The 19,999-nt window shown below is 62.3% G+C and carries 20 protein-coding genes; 9 read left to right on the top strand and 11 right to left on the bottom strand.

What is annotated here, in order from left to right; all coding sequences use genetic code 11:
* Window positions 1-90 precede the first annotated feature (90 nt).
* The 6 genes from DOM36_RS13910 to DOM36_RS13885 all read left to right on the top strand — a co-directional run bounded on the left by DOM36_RS13910 (window position 91) and on the right by DOM36_RS13885 (window position 5,609).
* Window positions 91-738: a thermostable hemolysin gene (locus DOM36_RS13910; protein ID WP_110643436.1), complete on the top strand. Its 648-nt coding sequence runs from the start codon at window positions 91-93 to the stop codon at window positions 736-738.
* Window positions 731-2,233, top strand: a complete 1,503-nt coding sequence (locus tag DOM36_RS13905; protein WP_110643435.1) for an AMP-binding protein — start codon at window positions 731-733, stop codon at window positions 2,231-2,233. The genes DOM36_RS13910 and DOM36_RS13905 overlap by 8 nt, the downstream gene beginning before the upstream one ends.
* Before the next feature lie 31 nt (window positions 2,234-2,264).
* On the top strand, window positions 2,265-2,960 hold the full coding sequence (locus DOM36_RS13900) for an iron-containing redox enzyme family protein (protein ID WP_075569619.1): 696 nt from the start codon (window positions 2,265-2,267) through the stop codon (window positions 2,958-2,960).
* Window positions 2,947-3,744 (top strand): SDR family oxidoreductase, encoded by a 798-nt coding sequence (locus DOM36_RS13895; protein WP_110643434.1) that lies wholly within the window; start codon window positions 2,947-2,949, stop codon window positions 3,742-3,744. Before DOM36_RS13900 ends, DOM36_RS13895 begins: the two co-directional genes overlap by 14 nt.
* Before the next feature lie 19 nt (window positions 3,745-3,763).
* Window positions 3,764-4,468 carry a hypothetical protein gene (locus tag DOM36_RS13890; protein ID WP_232823851.1) on the top strand — a complete coding sequence of 235 codons (705 nt, stop codon included), beginning with the start codon at window positions 3,764-3,766 and terminating at the stop codon, window positions 4,466-4,468.
* Window positions 4,469-4,616: 148 nt separating this feature from the next.
* Window positions 4,617-5,609: an LLM class flavin-dependent oxidoreductase gene (locus DOM36_RS13885; protein WP_110643433.1), complete on the top strand. Its 993-nt coding sequence runs from the start codon at window positions 4,617-4,619 to the stop codon at window positions 5,607-5,609.
* Window positions 5,610-5,993: 384 nt separating this feature from the next.
* On the opposite strand, the gene tal is transcribed toward DOM36_RS13885, so the two are convergent.
* From tal to DOM36_RS20130, 8 genes are all read right to left on the bottom strand, one after another.
* Window positions 5,994-6,950, bottom strand: coding sequence for a transaldolase (tal, locus tag DOM36_RS13880; RefSeq protein WP_110643432.1), 957 nt, complete (start codon window positions 6,948-6,950; stop codon window positions 5,994-5,996).
* A gap of 246 nt (window positions 6,951-7,196) precedes the next feature.
* Window positions 7,197-8,684 (bottom strand): xylulokinase, encoded by a 1,488-nt coding sequence (xylB, locus tag DOM36_RS13875; protein ID WP_110643431.1) that lies wholly within the window; start codon window positions 8,682-8,684, stop codon window positions 7,197-7,199.
* A gap of 84 nt (window positions 8,685-8,768) precedes the next feature.
* Entirely contained in the window at window positions 8,769-10,244 is a 1,476-nt protein-coding gene (locus DOM36_RS13870; RefSeq protein ID WP_110643430.1) for a mannitol dehydrogenase family protein, read from the bottom strand.
* A 61-nt stretch (window positions 10,245-10,305) separates the two neighbouring features.
* A complete protein-coding gene (ugpC, locus tag DOM36_RS13865) occupies window positions 10,306-11,439 on the bottom strand; it encodes a sn-glycerol-3-phosphate ABC transporter ATP-binding protein UgpC (RefSeq protein WP_075569613.1) in 1,134 nt (377 codons plus the stop codon).
* A 45-nt stretch (window positions 11,440-11,484) separates the two neighbouring features.
* Window positions 11,485-12,309 carry a carbohydrate ABC transporter permease gene (locus tag DOM36_RS13860; protein WP_075569612.1) on the bottom strand — a complete coding sequence of 275 codons (825 nt, stop codon included), beginning with the start codon at window positions 12,307-12,309 and terminating at the stop codon, window positions 11,485-11,487.
* Window positions 12,306-13,151, bottom strand: coding sequence for a sugar ABC transporter permease (locus DOM36_RS13855; protein ID WP_075569749.1), 846 nt, complete (start codon window positions 13,149-13,151; stop codon window positions 12,306-12,308). The genes DOM36_RS13860 and DOM36_RS13855 overlap by 4 nt, the downstream gene beginning before the upstream one ends.
* A gap of 240 nt (window positions 13,152-13,391) precedes the next feature.
* Window positions 13,392-14,711 (bottom strand): sugar ABC transporter substrate-binding protein, encoded by a 1,320-nt coding sequence (locus DOM36_RS13850; RefSeq protein ID WP_075569611.1) that lies wholly within the window; start codon window positions 14,709-14,711, stop codon window positions 13,392-13,394.
* Window positions 14,712-14,933: 222 nt separating this feature from the next.
* Complete coding sequence (locus DOM36_RS20130; RefSeq protein WP_232823850.1) at window positions 14,934-15,161, bottom strand: hypothetical protein; 228 nt, start codon at window positions 15,159-15,161, stop codon at window positions 14,934-14,936.
* 33 nt (window positions 15,162-15,194) lie between these two features.
* Between DOM36_RS20130 and DOM36_RS13845 the strand changes: the two genes are divergently transcribed.
* A complete protein-coding gene (locus DOM36_RS13845) occupies window positions 15,195-16,184 on the top strand; it encodes a LacI family DNA-binding transcriptional regulator (protein WP_075569610.1) in 990 nt (329 codons plus the stop codon).
* A 29-nt stretch (window positions 16,185-16,213) separates the two neighbouring features.
* Here the strand turns inward: DOM36_RS13845 and DOM36_RS13840 are convergent, their stop codons facing one another.
* The 3 genes from DOM36_RS13840 to DOM36_RS13830 all read right to left on the bottom strand — a co-directional run bounded on the left by DOM36_RS13840 (window position 16,214) and on the right by DOM36_RS13830 (window position 18,807).
* Entirely contained in the window at window positions 16,214-17,677 is a 1,464-nt protein-coding gene (locus tag DOM36_RS13840) for a HAMP domain-containing sensor histidine kinase (protein ID WP_232823849.1), read from the bottom strand.
* A gap of 11 nt (window positions 17,678-17,688) precedes the next feature.
* The gene (locus DOM36_RS13835; protein WP_075569609.1) at window positions 17,689-18,360 is read right to left on the bottom strand and encodes a response regulator; all 672 of its coding nucleotides are present in this window, start codon (window positions 18,358-18,360) and stop codon (window positions 17,689-17,691) included.
* A gap of 108 nt (window positions 18,361-18,468) precedes the next feature.
* Complete coding sequence (locus DOM36_RS13830; protein WP_232823848.1) at window positions 18,469-18,807, bottom strand: PepSY domain-containing protein; 339 nt, start codon at window positions 18,805-18,807, stop codon at window positions 18,469-18,471.
* Between the two features lie 209 nt (window positions 18,808-19,016).
* On the opposite strand from DOM36_RS13830, the gene DOM36_RS13825 reads away from it, so the two are divergent.
* Together DOM36_RS13825 and DOM36_RS13820 are read left to right on the top strand one after the other, a co-directional pair.
* Window positions 19,017-19,520 carry a hypothetical protein gene (locus DOM36_RS13825; RefSeq protein ID WP_075569607.1) on the top strand — a complete coding sequence of 168 codons (504 nt, stop codon included), beginning with the start codon at window positions 19,017-19,019 and terminating at the stop codon, window positions 19,518-19,520.
* Complete coding sequence (locus DOM36_RS13820) at window positions 19,517-19,885, top strand: hypothetical protein (protein ID WP_075569606.1); 369 nt, start codon at window positions 19,517-19,519, stop codon at window positions 19,883-19,885. The genes DOM36_RS13825 and DOM36_RS13820 overlap by 4 nt, the downstream gene beginning before the upstream one ends.
* The last annotated feature ends 114 nt before the right edge of the window (window positions 19,886-19,999 follow it).

Below are 19,999 nucleotides of genomic sequence, written 5' to 3'. Positions count from 1 at the left end.
GGATGTCAAACGAAAGTTCCCTCGACGTAAGTCTTCGTTAAGCCTTTGTGCCTCAATCTCGCCCTCATCATATTGGGTGGAGGGCTATCGATGACGGGTTTATGTGCCCCAGCGGCGAACATCATCTGGCGTGAAAGTCGGAACAGTCAGGAGCGAGCCACGCTCGAGCACTTCATCGCGGATACCTACCGGCAGCAGCATGGCGCTTCGATCGCCCAGTTCGCACCGCGTCTATACGGGCTGTGGGAGCAAGATCAACTGCAGGCTGCCGTCGGCGTGCGTCGAGCCGACGCATCCCCGCTGTTTCTAGAGCACTACCTGGAAACGCCCATCGAGCAGGCCCTCTCCGCCGTTCTGGAGACCCAGGTCGATCGCACGGCATTGGCGGAAATCGGCAATCTGGCCGCTCGTCGGCCTGGCATGACGATCCCGCTGATTCGAGCACTGGTTGCCTCGCTCGTCGCCGAGGAGTGCCGGTGGCTGGCGTTCACCGCAACGGCAACCGTTCGCAATGGGTTTCGACGCCTTGGCCTAGACGTTCATTGTCTCGCGGAGGCCAACCCGACCCGCTTGGGTTCCGCGCAAGGCGACTGGGGCAATTATTACCTGCACCGCCCCTGGGTCATGGGTGGCGACTTGCTTGCCGCTTGGCATCGCCTCGCCCCGGCTGGCGACCGCACGATCATCACCACCGTGCCCGCCGCTGCCCCGCTTCTCAAGGATACCGATCATGCGTGAGCGCTTTCTGGACCATTTGTGGACGCTGGGGAAGACCGACGCGAACCGTGTCGCCCTGGAGGACGAGACCCGGTCGATCGATTACGGCGAACTGATGACGCTCGTCGAATCCCGCGCACAGCAGCTACGTCAACTCGGTAGTCAGCGCGTCGGATTGGCCCTCGATAATGGCGTCGACTGGGTACTGTGGGATCTCGCGATGATGCAGGAAGCCATCGTCAGCGTGCCGCTACCCGGTTTTTTTGCGCCGTCACAGCTAGCCCACGTGGTCGATCAGGCAGGTCTGGATACGCTGATCGGGACGCCGTCCGTGGCGACGGCATCGGGCTTCGTGGCTATCACAGACACCAGCGGCTCCACGAACACCAGAGACGCCACGCTCTGGCAGCGCCGCGGTGTCTCGTCACTTCCAGACTTACCCGAAGGCACGCACAAGATCACCTTCACCTCGGGCACCAGCGGCACACCCAAAGGCGTCTGCCTGAGTAGCGACAATCAGCTCGTCGTCGCCGAGAGTCTCGCCGAGATCGCCGCTAGCGTCGAGGTGCGCCGACACCTGGCAATACTCCCGCTGGCGACGCTGCTGGAGAACATCGGAGGCATCTACGCCCCACTATGGCTGGGCGGCAGCGTCACACTGCCCTCCTTGGAAGCAATCGGCTGGCTGGGGGCAAGTGGTTTCGATAGCGCCCTCGGCTGGCAGGTCATTACCGATCACGCGCCGGACAGTCTCATTGTGGTGCCGCAACTGCTTTCGGCGTTACTCACCCAGCAAGGCGATGGGCCCATCGGCTTTGGCCGTTTCTTCGCGGTCGGCGGGGCCACGGTGTCGCCCGCGCTCCTGGCGCGCGCGGAAGCCGCAGGCTGGCCAGTGTTCGAAGGATACGGCCTTTCCGAGTGCGCGTCCGTCGTCACACTCAATCGTCCCGGTGAAGCGCGTCCCAGTGAACATCGACCCGGTCGCGTGGGCAGACCATTGCCTCATGCGGAGGTGAGCCTGTCCGAAGATGGCGAGGTGCTGGTTCGGGGCAATGTGATGCTGGGCTACCTGGGTGACAGCGGCCCGGCGCCCACGGTCTGGCCCACGGGCGACCTAGGTGAATGGGATGGCGATGACCTGAGGCTCAAGGGACGTCATCGCCAGGTCTTCATCACCGCCTATGGCCGCAATGTCGATCCGGCCTGGGTCGAGGCTGAATTGACCGCAGAACCCGCGCTTGCCCAGGCCTGGGTGAGCGGTGAAGCGCAGTCCTTCAATCGTGCCTTGTTGGTGCCGCGAGGCGACTGGGTCAACGATCGCCAAATCGAAGACGCCGTGGCGCGAGCCAATGCCCGGTTGCCCGATTACGCGCGCGTCTCACTGTGGCAACGCAGCGCCCCCTTTACTGCACAAAACGGTCTAGCAACCGCCAATGGCCGACTGCGCCGTGACGCGTTGGTCAACCATTACCACACCTGGCTTACGAGCCCGGTCTATCCACCGGCGGATGTGTAAGACATCCGCTTACGCCTCAGGAGACGACATCATGTCCCACTATGAAAAACTGCAGCAAGCCACTGCCAGTCATCGCCAATGGCTGCTCGACACGCCGGTCATTCGCCGGGCGCTGGAGGGCAACATCACGCGCGACATCTATCTCGCGTTTCTGGAACAGGCCTATCACCACGTCAAGCAGACGGTGCCGCTGATGATGGCCTGCGGGGCGCGCCTGCCGGCTCGCCTCGAATGGTTGCGTGGCGCGCTGGTGGAATACATTGAGGAGGAGTACGGCCACCAGGAGTGGATTCTGGACGATATTCGCGCCATTGGGGGCGATGCCGATGCCGTCGCCAGTGCGACACCCGCGCCGGCTACCGAATTGATGGTGCGCTACATCCGTGATGTCATAGCCTACGACAACCCAGTCGGCTTCTTCGGCATGGTGCACGTGCTGGAGGGCACCAGTACCGCCATCGCCACCCAAGCCGCCGAGCAGATGCGCGACGGTGCCGGACTCCCGGCCAACGCCTTTCGCTACCTCGAATCCCACGGCAGCCTCGATATCGGGCATCTGGCGTTCTTCGAGGAACAGATCAACCGGCTCGAAGACCCCGCCGACCTACAGGCCATCATCGATTCCGCCAACATGGTCTATCGCCTCTACGGTGCCATGTTCCGCAATCTTCAGCGGGCTGCCGGCGACGTCGCCAGTCATGAGGGCCTGAGCCATGCGTTGGTCTGATCGCCGCATCCTGATCACGGGCGCCAGTGGCGGCATCGGACGGGAACTCGTGACACTGCTGGCCCAGCGCGGCGCCCAGATGCTGATCGTGGGGCGTAACGCCAGCGTGCTGAGAGACCTGGCAGCGCTCGCGCCCGAGCGCATTCGTGCGCTCCCCGCCGACCTGACGGCACCAGATGAGCGTCGCAGGATCGTCGAGGCCGCCGATGGCGCACGAATCGACATGCTGATCAACGCCGCCGGGGTGAATCATTTCGGCCTCTTCGACGAGCAGTCTCCGGCAGCGATATCGTCGATGGTGGACCTCAACGTAACAGCCACCCTGCTGCTCACTCAGGCGCTGCTACCGCGACTGCTGCACGAAAATAGCGCCTGGATCGTCAACCTCGGATCTGCTTTCGGGGCGATTGGCCACCCGGGCTATACCGCCTACTGCACGACCAAGTTCGCCTTGCGCGGATTCAGTCAGGCCTTGCGTCGAGAGCTAGCCGATACGCCGATCCAGGTGCTGCATATCTCGCCTCGTGCCACCCGCACGAGCATGAACAGTGACCGCGCCGATGCCCTCAACATCGCGCTGGGCAACCACGTGGACGAACCCGCTCACGTCGCCGCGAGCGTCATCCGCGGCATCGAGAAGCATGCTCGTGATCGACAACTTGGCTGGCCGGAGTGCCTGCTGGTCAAGCTTAACGGCATGCTGCCAGGCCTCGTCGATCGCGCGCTCAAAAAGCAGCTTCCAACGATCCAGCAACATGCGCGTCGTCCTTCCACGTCGTCCTGACCCGCACAGGGAGATCACCATGACAGCACAGCACTCTTTGAAGGCCATGGTTCTCGCCATGGTTCTCGCCTCGACGGCAGGGATCGCGCTTACCGACAGCCCCATGGTGTTGGCGGCACAACCTTTGACGGCTTCGGCATCGACCGCGGTCTCGGCAGCGACGGTCGCCGCGGGCCTGCATGAACTCCAGAGCCGCTGGGCCAACATTCAGTACCAGACGCCGGAAGCGCGGCGTGCCGATGCCTTCGAGCAGCTCTATCAGCGCGCTCAGGCTTTACTTGAAGCACAACCCAAAAGTGCAGAACTACACACCTGGGCGGGTATCATTCGTGGCTCCCAGGCAGGCGCGGAGGGCGGTCTAAGCGCCCTATCGCAGGTCAAGGAGGCCCGTGCCGAGTTCGAGCAGGCGCTGTCGATCGATCCGACGACGCTGAGCGGTTCGGCGTATACCAGCCTGGGGACGCTCTATCACCAGGTGCCCGGCTGGCCCATCAGCTTCGGTGACGACGACAAGGCGCGACAGCTGCTGCGGAAAGGTTTGAGCCTCAATCCCGACGGGATCGACAGCAACTACTTCTGGGCCGACTTCCTCCACGATCAGGGCGACGATGCGAAGGCCCGCCAGGCCATCGAGAAGGCCATGGCAGCAGCGCCGCGCCCCGGCAGGGAGACGGCCGATGCCGGGCGTCGTCAGGACATTCAGGCTCTGCTGAATGAGATCTAGGCGCACGCCTCGTTCGAACGTCCGAGCAACCCGGAGGCAGCGCGGAGATCGGCGGCGGTGGAATCGGTTGCATTCGTCTCTGGCGCCCTCATGATAGGGATCATGAGGGCGCTAACGAGCGTCCACCCATTTCTTGACGAGAACGCTCATGTCACGACTTGCCGACATTCCTCTCTCGGTGCTGGACCTGGCACCGATCACGCGCGACGGTACCGCGGCGGAGACCTTCCGTCACAGCGTCGACCTGGCCCAACAGACCGAACGACTCGGCTACAACCGTTACTGGCTGGCCGAGCACCACAACATCGACGGGATCGCCAGCGCGGCGACCAGCGTGTTGATCGGCCATATCGCGGGCGCCACCTCGACGCTTCGCGTCGGCAGCGGCGGCATCATGTTGCCCAACCATCCGCCGCTGGCGATCGCCGAACAGTTCGGCACGCTGGCCACGCTCTACCCGGATCGGATCGATCTCGGCCTGGGCCGTGCGCCGGGGTCCGACGGGATCACCATGCAGGCGATGCGTCGCGACCCGCGCGCCGGCGTCAACGATTTCCCCGATCGCCTCGATGAACTGCGCCGTTACCTGGGCGACAGCGTGCCCGGCCAGCGCGTGCGCGCGATTCCCGGTGAAGGCACCCACGTGCCCATCTGGCTGCTTGGCTCCAGTGGCTACAGTGCCCAACTCGCTGCCAGACTCGGCCTTCCGTTCGCGTTCGCCGGGCAGTTCGCTCCCGGCTACATGATCGAGGCACTGCACCTCTATCGCGAGGGTTTCCAGCCGGGGGTGCTCGACAAGCCCCACGCCATGATCGGGATTCCACTGGTCGCCGCCGACACCGACGAGCGCGCCCGCTTTCTCGCCACCACGCAGCAACAGAAATTTCTCAATCTGATTCGCGGCAAAAGTACGCGCACCCTGCCACCGGTGGAAAACCTCGACTGGTCGCCACAGGAGCAGGCCATGGTCTCTCAGAACCTGGGGGCCGCCGTGGTCGGCGGGCCGGAGAGCGTGCGGCAGCAACTGGAGAACCTGCTCGAGCAGACCGGCGCCGACGAGATCATGGTCAACACCGACTGTTTTGATCACGCCGAACGGGTGAAGTCCTACGAGATTCTGGCGGACGTATGGAAGGCCTGATTGCTGAACAGTCGTAGATCTAGAGGCTAGAATTTGCCTCCCGGCGTCTCCAAGACCGCGCGGGATGAGAAGCGCCAAGCCGGGTCGCGCGACAGGGATGTCGCGCGAGGCGCGCCAGGACAAGGATGTCCGTGCGCGCCGACCCGAAGCGCAGGCGCTTTCTCATACCGGGTTTCGCGGTCTTGCGACGCCAATAAAGGGGAGCGGCGAGGGGGCGAGCGTTAAGCCCCCTCGTCAATCAACGGTGAGGATCGCTAATGCACGATCAGTGACAGGCTCTCCGCCAGCGAATCAGAAGAATCCTAACTACCCACGAAAAAACACCCGGCATATGGCCGGGTGTTTTCATTTCAAAGCAGCGATGAGAAGTCAGCCCAAGGGCTATCAACCCAGACGCTTGGCCAGCAAACCTTCCAGCTTCTTCTGGTCGGCGGCGAAGGTGCGGATACCCTCGGCCAGCTTCTCGGTCGCCATGGCGTCCTCGTTGTGCTCCCAGCGGAACTGCGCTTCTCCGATCGGATCGAGACGCTCGGTGCCGCTACCCTCGTCGGTGATCTTGCGTGTCACTTCCCCTTCCGCGGAGGAGAGCTCTTCGAGCAGCGCCGGCGAAATGGTCAGGCGATTACAGCCGGCCAGCGCCAGAATCTGATCGGTGTTGCGGAAGCTGGCGCCCATGACCACTGTCTTGTAGCCGTACTGGCTGGCGTAGTCGCACACGCCGCGGACGAACTTGACGCCCGGGTCCTCGTCTGGCGCGTAGGATTCGGTGCCGGTGGATTTCTTGTACCAGTCGGTGACGCGGCCGACGAAGGGTGAGATCAGATAGACGCCGGCTTCGAAACAGGCACGCGCCTGGGCATCGGAAAAGAGCAGCGTCAGGTTGCACTTGATGCCTTCCTTCTCGAGCCTTTCGGCAGCGCGAATGCCTTCCCAGGTGGAAGCGAGCTTGATCAGCACGCGGTCCTTGGAGACGCCCTGTTTCTCGTAAAGCTTGATCAGATGATGGGCCTTCTCGAAGCTGGCTTCCTCGTCGAAGGAGAGCTTGGCGGCCACTTCGGTGGAGACACGGCCAGGAATGATCTTGGTGATCTCGGTGCCGATCGCCACGCAGAGACGATCGACCGCATCCTCGACACGGGCGTCGGCATCGGACACTTCCGACTTCACCGCGGTCAGCGTCTCGTCGATCAGCGCCTGATAACCTTCGAGATCGAAGGCCTTGAGAATCAGAGACGGATTGGTGGTCGCGTCGTGCGGCTGATAGCGGCGGATGGCATCCAGATCACCGGTGTCGGCAACCACCATGGAAAGCTGTTTGAGAGAGTCGAGTTGCTGCGTCATGAGTCACTCCATCGTCGTAGCGTGTGATTGCATCCCTTCGCAATCCTGATTCTAAAAGCATAACACCGATGCGTGACGGTCGCCGTGACCCACATCGAGTTTCGAGTTGGACGGTGCCAGGCTCGTTCACGGTTGCACGGGAGATCGGGCGAGCAAAGACCGGCAAGAAAGTCACCGCACGTTCCCTCTATGTGGGAGCCCCGCGGTGATTTCAACGTCGCCGGGGCGATACTTCCAGCAAGAGTCTCAGGCGATACCGTGCTCGCGGCTCAGCGCCTCCCGGTAACGTCGGTAGATACCGTGATAGCGGGCGACGGTTTCCGGTTGAGGGCGAGTCAGCGTGGATTCGTCCAGGCGCACCCAGTGCTGGCAGAGATCGTCCAGCGCCACTCTGGACTCGCGATCATCGCACCAGCGGGCCTGGATCGCGCCGCCGAACGCCGCCGCCTCGGTAACCTTCGGGCAGACGACTTCAATATCGAGAACGTCGGCGACGATCTGACGCCAGATCGGGCTCTTCGCGCCGCCGCCGACCAGGCGGATCTGGGTTGCCTGGCTGGCCAGCGGCCCGAGCAGCTCGAGTCCGTAGCGCAGTCCGAATGTCGCGCTTTCGACAGCGGCACGACACAGGTTCTCCGGGGTGGTGTTGAAGCTGGTCATGCCGCTCATGCTCGCCTGCGCCTGCGGCAGTGCCGGCACCCGTTCGCCGCTGAAGAACGGCAACAGCGTAATGCCACCGGCGCCCGGTTCGGCCTTGGCCACGGCACGATTGAAACCGTCGATATCGAGCCCGACCAGCTCTCGCAGCGTGGTCGTCGCCGAGGTCACGTTCATGGTGCAGATCAGCGGTAGCCAGCCATCATGGCTGGCGCAGAAGTTCGCCACCATGGCGTTGTCCGGCACCACCGGATCGGAAGAGTGAACGGCGATGGTGCCGGAGGTCCCCAGACTGATCGTGACCCGGCCCGGCGCGATGTTGCCGGTGCCAATGGCGCCCATCATGTTGTCGCCACCACCGCTGGAGACGAGCACGTCATCGCTGAGCCCCAGCTCGCGCGCCAGCTCCGGGCGCACCTTCCCCACTGCCTCGCGGGAATCGATCAGTCTCGGCAGCACGAGGTCGGCGTCGAGCTCCGGCGCGATGATCGAGAAAACGTCGCGGCGCCAGGTTCGCGTGCGTGTATCGAAGTAGCCGGTACCCGAAGCATCGCCCGGTTCGGCCACCCGCTCACCCGTCAGCCAGAAATTGAGATAGTCGTGCGGCAGCAGCAGCGTGGCGATCCGCCGATAGGCGTCAGGATGCGTTTCCCGCAGCCAGGCGATCTTGGAGGCGGTGTAGCCGGTCTGCAGCACCAGCCCGAGCTTGTCGATGCAGCCCTGTTCGCCGCCGAGCTGCTCGATCAGCCGCGCGTTCCACTCGGCAGTCTCGGTGTCGTTCCAGAGCTTGGCCGGGTGCACCGGCACGCCATCTCCGTCCAGCGCCACCATGCCATGCTGCTGGCCGGAAATACCGATCGCCCGGATAGCATCTGCCTTCACGCCGGCATCGCCCAGAGCCTCGTCGAGCGCGCCGCGAAATGCCTCGGTCCACTCTTCGACCCGCTGCTCCCGCCGGCCGTGGTCGCCCTGTTCCAGTTGGTGGGGACGAGAAGCCTCACCTACGATGCGACCGTCGTCACCATCGACCACCACGACCTTGGTGCTCTGCGTGCCACAATCCACGCCGATATACATCGTATCCATCCCTTGATCAGTTCCGATTCCGTACCGCGTTGAAGGCCGGCGCGAACGCCGACCTTACGCCGCCAGCCACTGGGGTCAACCGGCGACGAGATGCTCGACGCAGCCACGCGCGCCGTCGCGGTAGAGCCGCTCCAAGGCATCGAGATAGGCCGCACGAAAACGCTCGTCGTCGGCCAGATCGCCGAACAGCTGACGATTCTCGATGAAGGCAGTCGGCTCGTCGCGATTGCGCTTGGCGATCGCCATCAATTCGTCCTTGAGCCGGTCGACGACGGTGATCGGCTCGCCCCGCTCGTCAACACCTTCGGCATAGCGTGCCCAGCTGGCCACGACCGCCGCGCTGCGATGCATCTCTCCACCCTGCGCCAGCTGCTCCCGGATCACCGGCAGCAACCACTTGGGAATGCGGTCCGAGCTTTCGGCGCACAGCCGCGCCAGGGTGTCCTTGATCTCCGGATTGGCAAAGCGCGCGATCAGGGTACGTTTGTAGTCGTCGAGATCGACCCCTGGCACCGGCCGCAGGGTGGGCGTGCCCTCCCGGTTCATGTAGTCGAGCAGGAAGTCGACGAACAGCGGGTCCTGGCACACCTCGTGGGCGTAGCGATAGCCGGCCAGATAGCCGAAATAGGTCAACGCCTGGTGACTGGCATTGAGCAGGCGCAGCTTCATCAGCTCGTAAGGCATCACGTCTTCGACCAGTTGCACGCCAACCTGATCGTAGACCGGCCGACCGCTGTTGAAATGGTCTTCCAGCACCCACTGCGTGAAGGGCTCGCACACCACGGGCCAGCGGTCTTCGATACCGAAGCGCTGATGAATCTCTTCGATATCCGCCTCGGTCGTCACCGGTGTAATACGATCGACCATCGAATTGGGAAAGTGGACATTGGCATCGATCCAGTCGCCCAGCTCCGCATCCCGCGCCCGAGCATAGGCCACGAACATCTTGTGAGCGACTTCGCCGTTACCCTGGATATTGTCGCAAGACATTACGGTGAACGGCTCGATGCCGCGCTCCCGCCGTCGGGCCAGCGCCTCGGCGACGATGCCGAACGTCGTCTTCGGGGTCCGGGGTGAGGCGAGATCGTGCTGCACGTCCGCGTTGCCGAGGTCGAATTCGCCGGTCACATGGTGGAAGTTGTAGCCCCCCTCGGTCACCGTCAGCGAGACGATACGAATCTCGGGGTCCGCCAGCAGCTCGAGGGTGCCCTCGATATCATCCGGCGCGTAACGGTAGTCGATGATCGAACCGATGACCCGCGCCTGGTACTCGCCGTCCGGATGCTTGACCACCAAGGTATACAGATGATCCTGGGCCGAGAGCGCGGCCTGCATGCGCCGATCGCCAGGCATCACGCCGACGCCGACGATGCCCCAGTCCAGCGCCTCGCCCCGATTCATGAGATCGTCGAGATACATCGCCTGATGAGCGCGATGAAACCCCCCGACGCCGAAATGCACGATGCCCGGCGTAACCCGGCTACGATCGTAGGACGGCTTGGCGACGGAACCGTCGAGTGGGTCGAGGGCTGCCGAATTCAACGATGCCATAGGGTTTCTCCTGAAAAAGTCACTGCCCCGAAAAAGGTTCTGGGCGCCGCGTGAGGCCCGATCACGCTTCGACGGCTGTCGAAGGCTGCGACGCGGACTCGCGGCCAATGGCCAGTTCACTGTCGGTGTCGAACAGGTGCAACTTGTCACTGTCGCAGGCCAGTGTCAGCGTGTCGTCGATCTCGACCTTCCGGTGGCCGGGCAGCTGCGCGGAAACGAAGTGCTCGCCCACGCTCAATTGCACCATGGTTACCGCCCCCAGCGTCTCGACTACCTCCACCTTGCCTTCGATACGATTGGTATCCGTCGCATCGCCCAGGCGAAGGTGTTCCGGACGAATGCCGACCCAGACGTCCGCCGCCCCACGTGAGGCCATCGAGCTCCGATGGGCGTCGTCCAGCGCAAGCCGATAGCCGTCGCCACTGACGACTCCTTCGGCATGCTTGGCACGCAGAAAGTTCATCGACGGGTTGCCGATGAAACCGGCGACGAAACGATTGGCCGGGAATTCATAGAGATTGATCGGGGTATCGATCTGTTGAATCCTGCCGTCCTTCATCACCACGATGCGCTCGCCCATGGTCATGGCTTCGACCTGGTCGTGGGTCACGTAGAACGTGGTCACCTTGAGACGCTTGTGCAGCTTGACGATCTCCGCACGCATATCGACGCGCAGCTTGGCATCCAGATTGGAGAGTGGCTCGTCCATCAGGAAAACCTGCGGATCGCGCACGATCGCCCGACCCAGCGCGACGCGTTGACGCTGACCGCCGGAAAGCTCGCGCGGCTTGCGATCCAGCAGAGGCTCAATTCCCAGTGTCTGTGCCGCTTCCTCGATCTTGGCCTTGATCTCTGCCGCGGGGCGTTTTTTCAGCTTCAGGCTGAACCCCATGTTGTCCGCCACGCTCATGTGCGGATAGAGCGCGTAGCTCTGGAACACCATGGCGATGTCACGCTCCTTGGGCGGTACCTGACTGACGTCTCTGCCGCCGATCAGGATTTCGCCTTCGGTGTTGCGCTCCAGCCCGGCGATCATGCGCATGGTGGTCGACTTGCCGCAACCCGAAGGCCCCACCAGCACCACGAATTCACCGTCGCGCGTAACCAGATTGAAGTTGTCGACGGCGTTGCTGCCGCTCGATCCCTGCTGTGATGCATAGCGTTTGGCGACGTTCTTGAGTTCGACGATGGCCATGTCGTTAACCCTCTCGATAAAATTCGGTACCAGCGCGATCGCCGGTCATTTGACGGCGCCGAAGGTCAGTCCCCTGACCATCTGGCGTTGCGTGAACCAGCCGAGCACGATGATCGGCGCGATGGCCAGCACCGAAGCTGCGGACATCTTGGCCCAGAACAGCCCTTCGGCGCTCTTGAACGATGCGATGTAGACCGCCAGTGTCGCCGCGCTATGGTCAGTCATGGTGATGCTCCAGAACGACTCGTTCCATGCCAGGATCAGCGCCAGCAGTCCGGTCGAGGCCAACCCCGGCAGCGCCAGCGGCAGCACCACCTTGAACAGCGTCTGCATGATGCTGGCGCCGTCGATGTCGGCCGCTTCGACGATATCCTTGGGGATGTCGCGGAAATAGGAGTAGACCATCCACACGATGATCGGCAGGTTCATCGCCGTGAACAGAAGCGTCAGTCCCAGCGCGTTATCCAGCAGTCCGACCGCGCTGTAGACCAGGTAGATCGGAATCAGGACGCCGACCGCCGGGATGAACTTGGTCGAGACCATCCATACCAGCAGGAAGTCGGTGCGCTTGTTGGGATAGAACGCCATCGCATACGCCGCCGGCACTGCCAGTGCCAGGCCGATGACTGTCGAGGCGACGGCAGTCAACACGGAGTTCCAGGCGTAGTGCCAGTAACCGCTGCCCTGCGCCAGTGCGGTCTTGAAACTCTCCAACGTCGGCGAGAAAAAGAAGTTGGGCACTACCGTGAAGGCCTGCTGCTCGGTCTTGAACGCGGTCAGCAGCAGCCACAGGATCGGGAAGAAGATCAGTAGCGCCACGATCCAAGCGAGCACGCCCATGACACCGTTGGTGAAACGAGATGAATTCATCGTGCGGCTCCCGCGTTGAGGTTTCCGGCAATGAAGCGAATCAGCATGATGGCGAAGATGTTCGCCAGGATCACTGCACCGATGGCCGCCGCCGAGGCGATGCCGATATCGGTCTGCTGGAACACGGTCTGGAAGATGTAGTAAGGCAGGTTGGTGGTGGCGGTACCGGGCCCACCACTGGTGGTGGTGTAGATCTCGGCGAACGAGGTCAGGAAGAAGATGCTTTCCAGCATCACCACGACGTACAGCACCTGACCCAGATGCGGAATCACGATATGGCGAAACTCCTGCCAGGCGCTGGCACCATCGAGCCTGGCCGCCTCGATCTGATCTTCCGGCAGCGACTGCAGACCGGTCAGCAGCACCAGTAGCGCGAACGGTGTCCATTCCCAGGTGATCATGATGATCACCGACAGCATCGGATAGTGGGCGAGCCAGTCGACCGGCTCCAACCCCAGTTGCCGCGCCACCCAGGCGAACAGACCGTAGACCGGATGAAACAGCATGTTCTTCCAGATCAGGCCGGTCACCACCGGCATCACGAAGAACGGCGCGACCGCCAGCGTGCGAGCCACGCCACGGCCGACGAAGGTCCGGTTGAACAACAGCGCCAGCATCAACCCGAGACTCACCGTGATGACCAGACTGGCCCCGACGATGATCAGCGTGTTGGCCAGCGACTTCCAGAAAGTGGGGTCGCTCAACAGGATCGCGAAATTGTTCAACCCCGCAAAGCCGTTGTACATCGGCATGACTAGGTTGTACTGCTGAAACGAGTAGTAGATGGTCATGGCCAGCGGCACGAGCATCCAGATCAGCAGGAAGATGACCGCCGGTGCCATCAGCAGTCGCGTGGTACGGGCGAACGAGCGCGCACCGGTTACCTCGGCGGATGGCGCGGTGGCCGAAGAGGTTCGAGAAATGGCTTTCATGCGTGAGTCCCGTAGCTTTGGATTGCATGACGCAATCGCTGGTCCGAGCAGACAGCTCCAGCTTGAATCGCGCCGGCTGACACAGCGTCGGCTGACACAGCGACACCGCCGATCGTCACAACCGATCGGCGGTGTCTACAGGCGCATCGCTTACTGCGGTTTGCCGGTCTGCTGCATGATACGGTCGGTGAAGGTCTGCCCCTGCTGGAGCGCTTCGTCGACACTGGTATCCCCGGAAAGCATCGCCGCCATCAGCTGACCGACACGGGTACCGATCGCCTGGAACTGCGGGATGGTGACGAACTGCACGCCGGTGTAAGGCACTTCCTGCGCGCTGGGATCGTTCGGGCTGGCGCTCTTGATTGCCGTCTCGACCAGCGGCGCGAACGGCGCGGCCTTGACATAATCTTCGCTGGAATAGGTCGACTGACGCGTTCCCGGGGGGACTGCCAGCCAGCCTTTGTCGTCAGCCACAGCCTGGATGTAGTCCTTGGACGTCGCCCAGTCCACGAACGTCTTGGCGGCTTCCTGGTGCTTGGAGGACTGCGGCACGGCCAGCGCCCAGGTGAACAGCCAGTTGGATCCCTTCTCGGTCGTCTCGTAGGGCGCCTGAGCGAAGCCGACCTTGTCCGCGATCTTTGAGGTTTCCGGATCGCTGAGATAGCTGGCCGCAACGGTGGAATCCACCCACATCCCGCACTGGCCATTGGCGAACAGCGTCTCGGACTCGGTGAAGCCGTTGGACGTCACGCCCGGAGGGCCATAGTTGTTGAGCAGATCGACATAGGCATTGGCCGCATTCTTCCACTCTTCACTCGTCAACTGTGGCTCCCAGTCCATATCGAACCAGCGCCCGCCGTAACTGTTGACCATGGTGCCGAACAGCGCCATGTTCTGCCCCCAGCCCGGCAACCCGCGCAGGCAGATTCCGTAGACGCCATCCGACGACGACTGGATCTTGGCAGCGAAATCCTTGATCTGGCTCCAGGTGGGCTTGTCCGGCATCTCGATACCGGCCTTCTCGAACAGATCCTTGCGATAGTACGTCACCGAGGATTCGGCGTAGAACGGCAACGCGTAGAGCGTGCCATCCACCGACAAGCCGTCCTTGACCGGCTTGAGAAGATCGTCGACATCATAGCTGTCGGGCAGATTCTCCATTGGCGTCAGCCAGTCGTTCTGCGCCCAGATCGGCGTCTCGTAGTTGCTCACGGTGACCACGTCGTACTGGCCGGCACCGCTGGCGATATCGGTGGTGACCTTCTGACGCAGTTCGTTTTCCGGCAGCGTCACCCAGTTGACCTTGATATCCGGGTGCGACTCGTTGAAGGCCGACATCATGCTCTGCATCGTCACCATGTCGGGATTGTTCACGGTGGCAACGGTGATCTCAGTGCTCTGCGCCATGGCAGCGGAACAGACACCCAGGCCCGCGATTCCGATGCCTGAAACAAACAAGGCAAGTCTCATCTGGAACTCCTCTCGTAGCGCTCGTTATTGCTCTATTTTCGACGGCTATCGTTTTCGACTGGTGTCACGCCGAGTATCGAATGATCCCGCGGATACGGTCGGGCCTGATCTCTAGCCAGGCTGGCGTTTTGATGAAGACGAGGATCAACCGTGCGCTTTGTGCAACACCTGTTTCAACGCCCATGACATCAGGATCAAATCATAGCGTTAACACTGAAGGAATCAAGCGATTCGTTTTTTATAAAAATCATCAAAAACAATGAGATAAAAAAATGTTAGACCAATGTTTAATGATCTGCCTAGACCTAAGTGGTAGAGAAAATAGCGCCCTGCAGAGGCAATATCGATGATATAAAATGATACAAAATGATATCTTCTGTCCATGATAAAATGTCGGTTGGCGCAATGACGCTGCTGTGCCAGAGCACCAGCCATTAGCCCTAAGCTCATGAAACCACGGGTGTTGTCAGGGAGATGAGGTCGATGCCTCGAACTACGCTCGAAGATGTTGCCCGCCAGGCCGGCGTCAGCAAGATTACCGTTTCGCGAACGTTTTCCTCGCCGGAAAAGGTCCACGCCGAAACACGTGATCAGATATTGCGCATCGCTCGGGAACTCAATTACGTGTCGCCGTCGCAGATATCCCAGCGCGAGACCGCCGTCACGCGCACGCTGGGCATCGTCAACCCCAACATGAGCAACCCCTTCTTCGGCCGCATGACCCGGGAGATAACGCTTGCCGCAAGAGCGCGCGGCTATACGGTGCTGGTGTTCGACTCCTACGAGTCGGAAACGCTGGAAGCGGAAGCCATCGGCAAGCTGATCGAGTTCTCCGTCGATGCCGTGATTCTCTCGGTCATCTCGTCGGACATCGATTATCACCCGGCCTATCTGGATCGCCTCCAGGCGGCGGGGATTCCGGTCGTGCTGGTCGATCGTGAACTGAAGGCAGCGCACTACGGCGGGGTCTACATCGACAACCTCGACTGTGGCTATCAGGCGGGTCGCTACTGTCTGGAGCAAGGTCTCGAGCAGCTGCTGGCCGTCTCCGGGCCTGCCGACTCGATGGTGTCGATCGGGCGCATGTCGGGGCTGCGCGAAGCGATCGGCAGCCGCAGCATCGCACTCGACGTGGTGTACAGCGATTTCACCTTCGAGCCCGCCTACCACGCACTGCGGCAATATCTGCTCGATCATCCCTGGCCCCAGGGCATCATCGGCGCCAACAACCAGATCACCATGGCAGTGCTCAAACTCTGCCACGAGCAGGGCGTCGTGCCGCAGAGAGACGTTCAGCTGTTCAGCATCGACGACATCGAGCACAGCGACGTGTTCGGGCTGCACATTCCCTGTATCCATCACAATTTGCCGGAGATTGCCCAGCAGGCGCTGCAGCTGGCGCTGGCGGCGATCCAATCACCGGAGCAGCGCGGCTTCCGCACCGTGGTCCGAGGTCAACTCCGCACGCGTTGACCCGCAAACAAGCAAAGACGCCCTCGCGATCAGTCGGATACCGGAGGCTGACCGGCGGCCTCGCCAGCCTGCGCGGAAACCGGCGAGGCCGGCAGCCACACATCTGCCGCCAACCCGCCCAGCGCAGCACGCTCCAGACGCAACGTGCCGCCATACAGCACCATCAGATCCTCGACGATCGCCAGCCCCAGCCCGGAACCGCCGGAGCCGCCCGGGCCAGGACCCGAGCCGCGGGCATCCAGCCGCACGCCCCGCGCCAGCGCCGACTCGCTTTGGGCACGAGTCATTCCCGGCCCGTCATCCTCGATTCGCAGACGCACGCCCTGCGGCACTCGAGAGACTCGGAACAGGACGCGGCCGCTGGCCCAGCGCAGCGCGTTTTCCAGCAGGTTGCCCGTGAGCTCCTGAATGTCCTGCGGATCGATGCGAGCCGCCGCTTTCGGATCGATATCGGCGTCGAACTGTATGCCGCGGCGTTCGGCCAAGCGGGCCAGCCCCTGAACGACGGGGGCGATCGCGTCGCCAATCGAGACCCGCCCCGAGAATGCCACGCCCCCCGCGGCCGACGCCCGCGCCAGATGGTGACGAACCGCATCGTCGATGCGGATCAGTTCGGTATTGATGGGCTGGCGCTGCGCTTCGGGAAAGCGTTCAGATAGGGTCTTGAGCACGCTGACCGGCGTCTTCAGCGCATGCGCCAGATTGCCGGCGGCCGCACGACCACGCTCGATCAACCGCCGATCACGCTCGAGCACGCCGTTCATGGCCAGCGCCAGCTCCTTGAGTTCCACCGGCAACTGCGTATCCAGACGTTCGATCTCGCCCTCCTCCACCGCTCGCAGGTTGGCGGACATCCGTCTCAGAGGCGCCAGCCCCCAGCGCATCTGCAGCGCAAGCCCCGCCAACAGCAGCACGCCGAAACTGGCCAGCGACAATATCAGCAGGCGCTCGAAACGCTCGACCTCGTGGTTGAGCTCGGTGGTCGATCCGGCCAGCGCCACATGAATCGCCGCGTTCTGCCCCGGCAGGCGCAAGTCACGTTCGATCATTCGGAGATCGTCGTTGCGAGGGCCGTCGACCTCGAAGACGTTGATACCGCTCCGATGATCGGGAATCGGCAGGCGCTGATCCCACAGCGAGCGAGAGGTCAGAGTGAGATCGCCACCGTCGGTTACCTGCCAGTACCAGCCGGAATAGACACGATCGAAGCGGGCATCGCCCAGCGAGCGATTCAATTGCAGATGCTGGCCGACATTGTCGACCTGCATACCGGCCAGCAGCGCATTGAGCAGGGACTCGAGGCGGCTGTCGAAAGAGGCGGTGGCGGATTGCCGGAAGTTGTAGCTCAACCCGACACCCGCCAGGGGCAGCAGCACGATGACCAGTACCAGCGAGGCGACCAGCAGACGCGCGCCCAGCGGCGCCCGTCGCAGCCGCTCACCGATGCGTGTCGTCCAGCGTGGTCGCCAGCGTTTCCAATCGTCGATTTTCAAGAAATGGCCTTTCAAATCGCGGCTTCGAGATCCACCAGGCGATAACCCTGGCCCCGCAGCGTTTCGATCCTGGCCCGGCCGAACTTGCGCCGCAGGCGACTGATCTGAACGTCGATGACATTGGAGTCGGGCTCATGATCGCGGTTGTAGACGTGCTCGACCAGTTCGGCCCGACTGACGATCCGCGGCGAGGCGTGCATCAGATACGAGAGCAGCCGGGATTCCTGAGCGGTCAGAGTGATGGGCCGTCCGGCCAGCGAGACACTGCCCGAATGGGTATCCAGGGTCAGCTCGCCGACCCGGATCACCGGGTGGGCGTGGCCGTGACTCCGCCGGACCAGTGCTCGCAGGCGAAACAGCACTTCGGCCGTCTCGAACGGCTTGACGACGTAATCGTCGGCCCCGGCGGAAAAACCGGCAGCCTTGTCGGACCAGCGCTCTCGTGCCGTCAACACCAGCACCGGCAGATCGATCGCATCCTCGCGCCACTGGGAAAGCCAGCGCGTGCCATCGCCATCGGGCAGCCCCAGATCGAGAATGATCGCGTCGTAGCGCTCGGTGCGCACCAGATAATCGGCTTCCCGGCCAGTGGTCGTCGTCTCGATCAGTAACCCGGCCTCTGCCAACGCCTCGGCCAGCGCTCTGGCCAGGGCCGCATCGTCTTCGACCAACAGTACCTTCATTCCCGACTCCGTGATTCAAGGCGTCGCTGGCGTCGTCGCCCAGCGATGGGCCACGTCCAGCATCACTCGTATTCAACGTCACCGATGCCAACGCCGCTGAAAAAACACTCACGGCGGCTTCTTCATCGCCTCGATGTTGACCCCTTCGACGCTCAGAAGCTCACCATTGGTGGCGTCGAACTCGAATTCGACGACCTGCCCTCGCGGGCCGATCATCTCTACCTCATATTCGATCCTGCCATCCTCCTGCTCCAGCTCGACCTCGAGAATCTGGCCCTCGTAGCGAGCTTCCAGCCAATCCATGATCGCACCGATGCCGACCAGATGTCCTTCCTTGACCTCCTTGTGGAGGTCACGCCAATTGTCGCCGTCGGCACTGACCGGCACCAGGGCGCCGCTCATCAACAGCGGTAAGACCAGCAGCAGTAGCGAGTTGCGAATTTTCATGCAGGCAGTGTGCCGCAATGGCGATGAATCCGACATGAATACGTGAGACGGCGCCGCACGCACCTGAACTCGAAGCCGCGCGATGAACCCCGGATGAACGCCGCTGTCAGTTCGGGGCAAGGTGATCGCGAGTATAACGATGGCTATCGGCGCATTTCGACTTCTATCGCGACGCATGTCTGTCGACATCGAACATCAGGAGATTTGCCATGAAAACTCACCTATGGATGCTTCCCGCCGTGGCGCTGGGCAGCAGCATGAGCGCAGGAGCACTGGCCAGCGACGCGACGCTATCCTACGGTCAGTTGAAGACACTGCTCGACAGCGCCGAGCGCTACGGCTTCAATCGTTATGAAAAACTGGATGTCGACAGCGAAGACAACCGGTTCGAGATCGAGGGATGGCGCGATGACGGCTGGGAGCTGGACGTTTCGATGGCGCTGGACGATGGCACCTTGATGCGCGAGAGCCAGCGCAGATCGACCACTCCGGACTGGAGCCTGACGGGCGACGAGTTGCAGCAGGCATTGGCGCTGGCCCAGAATCGCGGCATGCAACGTTTCGCCGAACTCGAGGTCGATAGTGATGGCCATATCGAGATCGAAGGCTACAACGCACAGCGGCATGAACTCGATCTCGACCTGCATCGGGACGATCTGAGTACTGACAATCTCGACGTGAGCGATCTCGGCAACCAAGGAGAAAGTGGATGACCGACAACCACCAGCACAGCGACAACGCTGCATGGCGTGCCGCGCAGCAATGGCGCGAGCGGGTCCAGCAGACTCGACCCAGTCAGCGGACGAGCGGTCTTCGCCTGCTGTTCACCTGGCTACTGTTCGGCATCATGTTGATCGTCGGCACTTTTCTCGGCCTTTTCTTTCTCGTCATCGGCTGGGCCATGCTGCCCTTCGTCCGTCACCGAATGAAAAAGCGCGCCGAGCAGTTCCGCGCCTCGCAGGCGCAGTATGCCGGCGGCACTGCCGATCACGATGGCGCCCATGCCGGAAATACCCACTCCGCCGGACGCTCCCAACGCGTGCTGGATGGTGAGTATGAGGTCAAAAACCATCGCTGAGTCAGCACTTTCGAGTCACATTTAATCCGCGTCATACCCCTGGCCTCACTCACGTTCGCGGCTCATCCTCGCCTATACGCATTCACGCTTTCCGCCATTCCAGCCGCACCCACT

The sequence above is a fragment of the Salinicola sp. CPA57 genome (assembly GCF_003206035.1).
Lineage (GTDB): Bacteria > Pseudomonadota > Gammaproteobacteria > Pseudomonadales > Halomonadaceae > Salinicola > Salinicola socius.
This window is presented reverse-complemented; position numbering and strand designations above follow the sequence as displayed.

Bases quoted from the DNA above. Each gene is read 5' to 3' on its own strand.
- DOM36_RS13910 (WP_110643436.1), top strand. From the start codon at position 91: ATGACGGGTTTATGTGCCCCAGCGGCGAACATCATCTGGCGTGAAAGT.
- DOM36_RS13905 (WP_110643435.1), top strand. From the start codon at position 731: ATGCGTGAGCGCTTTCTGGACCATTTGTGGACGCTGGGGAAGACCGAC.
- DOM36_RS13900 (WP_075569619.1), top strand. From the start codon at position 2,265: ATGTCCCACTATGAAAAACTGCAGCAAGCCACTGCCAGTCATCGCCAA.
- DOM36_RS13895 (WP_110643434.1), top strand. From the start codon at position 2,947: ATGCGTTGGTCTGATCGCCGCATCCTGATCACGGGCGCCAGTGGCGGC.
- DOM36_RS13890 (WP_232823851.1), top strand. From the start codon at position 3,764: ATGACAGCACAGCACTCTTTGAAGGCCATGGTTCTCGCCATGGTTCTC.
- DOM36_RS13885 (WP_110643433.1), top strand. From the start codon at position 4,617: ATGTCACGACTTGCCGACATTCCTCTCTCGGTGCTGGACCTGGCACCG.
- tal (WP_110643432.1), bottom strand. From the start codon at position 6,950: ATGACGCAGCAACTCGACTCTCTCAAACAGCTTTCCATGGTGGTTGCC.
- xylB (WP_110643431.1), bottom strand. From the start codon at position 8,684: ATGTATATCGGCGTGGATTGTGGCACGCAGAGCACCAAGGTCGTGGTG.
- DOM36_RS13870 (WP_110643430.1), bottom strand. From the start codon at position 10,244: ATGGCATCGTTGAATTCGGCAGCCCTCGACCCACTCGACGGTTCCGTC.
- ugpC (WP_075569613.1), bottom strand. From the start codon at position 11,439: ATGGCCATCGTCGAACTCAAGAACGTCGCCAAACGCTATGCATCACAG.
- DOM36_RS13860 (WP_075569612.1), bottom strand. From the start codon at position 12,309: ATGAATTCATCTCGTTTCACCAACGGTGTCATGGGCGTGCTCGCTTGG.
- DOM36_RS13855 (WP_075569749.1), bottom strand. From the start codon at position 13,151: ATGGCACCGGCGGTCATCTTCCTGCTGATCTGGATGCTCGTGCCGCTG.
- DOM36_RS13850 (WP_075569611.1), bottom strand. From the start codon at position 14,711: ATGAGACTTGCCTTGTTTGTTTCAGGCATCGGAATCGCGGGCCTGGGT.
- DOM36_RS20130 (WP_232823850.1), bottom strand. From the start codon at position 15,161: ATGAGCTTAGGGCTAATGGCTGGTGCTCTGGCACAGCAGCGTCATTGC.
- DOM36_RS13845 (WP_075569610.1), top strand. From the start codon at position 15,195: ATGCCTCGAACTACGCTCGAAGATGTTGCCCGCCAGGCCGGCGTCAGC.
- DOM36_RS13835 (WP_075569609.1), bottom strand. From the start codon at position 18,360: ATGAAGGTACTGTTGGTCGAAGACGATGCGGCCCTGGCCAGAGCGCTG.
- DOM36_RS13830 (WP_232823848.1), bottom strand. From the start codon at position 18,807: ATGAAAATTCGCAACTCGCTACTGCTGCTGGTCTTACCGCTGTTGATG.
- DOM36_RS13825 (WP_075569607.1), top strand. From the start codon at position 19,017: ATGAAAACTCACCTATGGATGCTTCCCGCCGTGGCGCTGGGCAGCAGC.
- DOM36_RS13820 (WP_075569606.1), top strand. From the start codon at position 19,517: ATGACCGACAACCACCAGCACAGCGACAACGCTGCATGGCGTGCCGCG.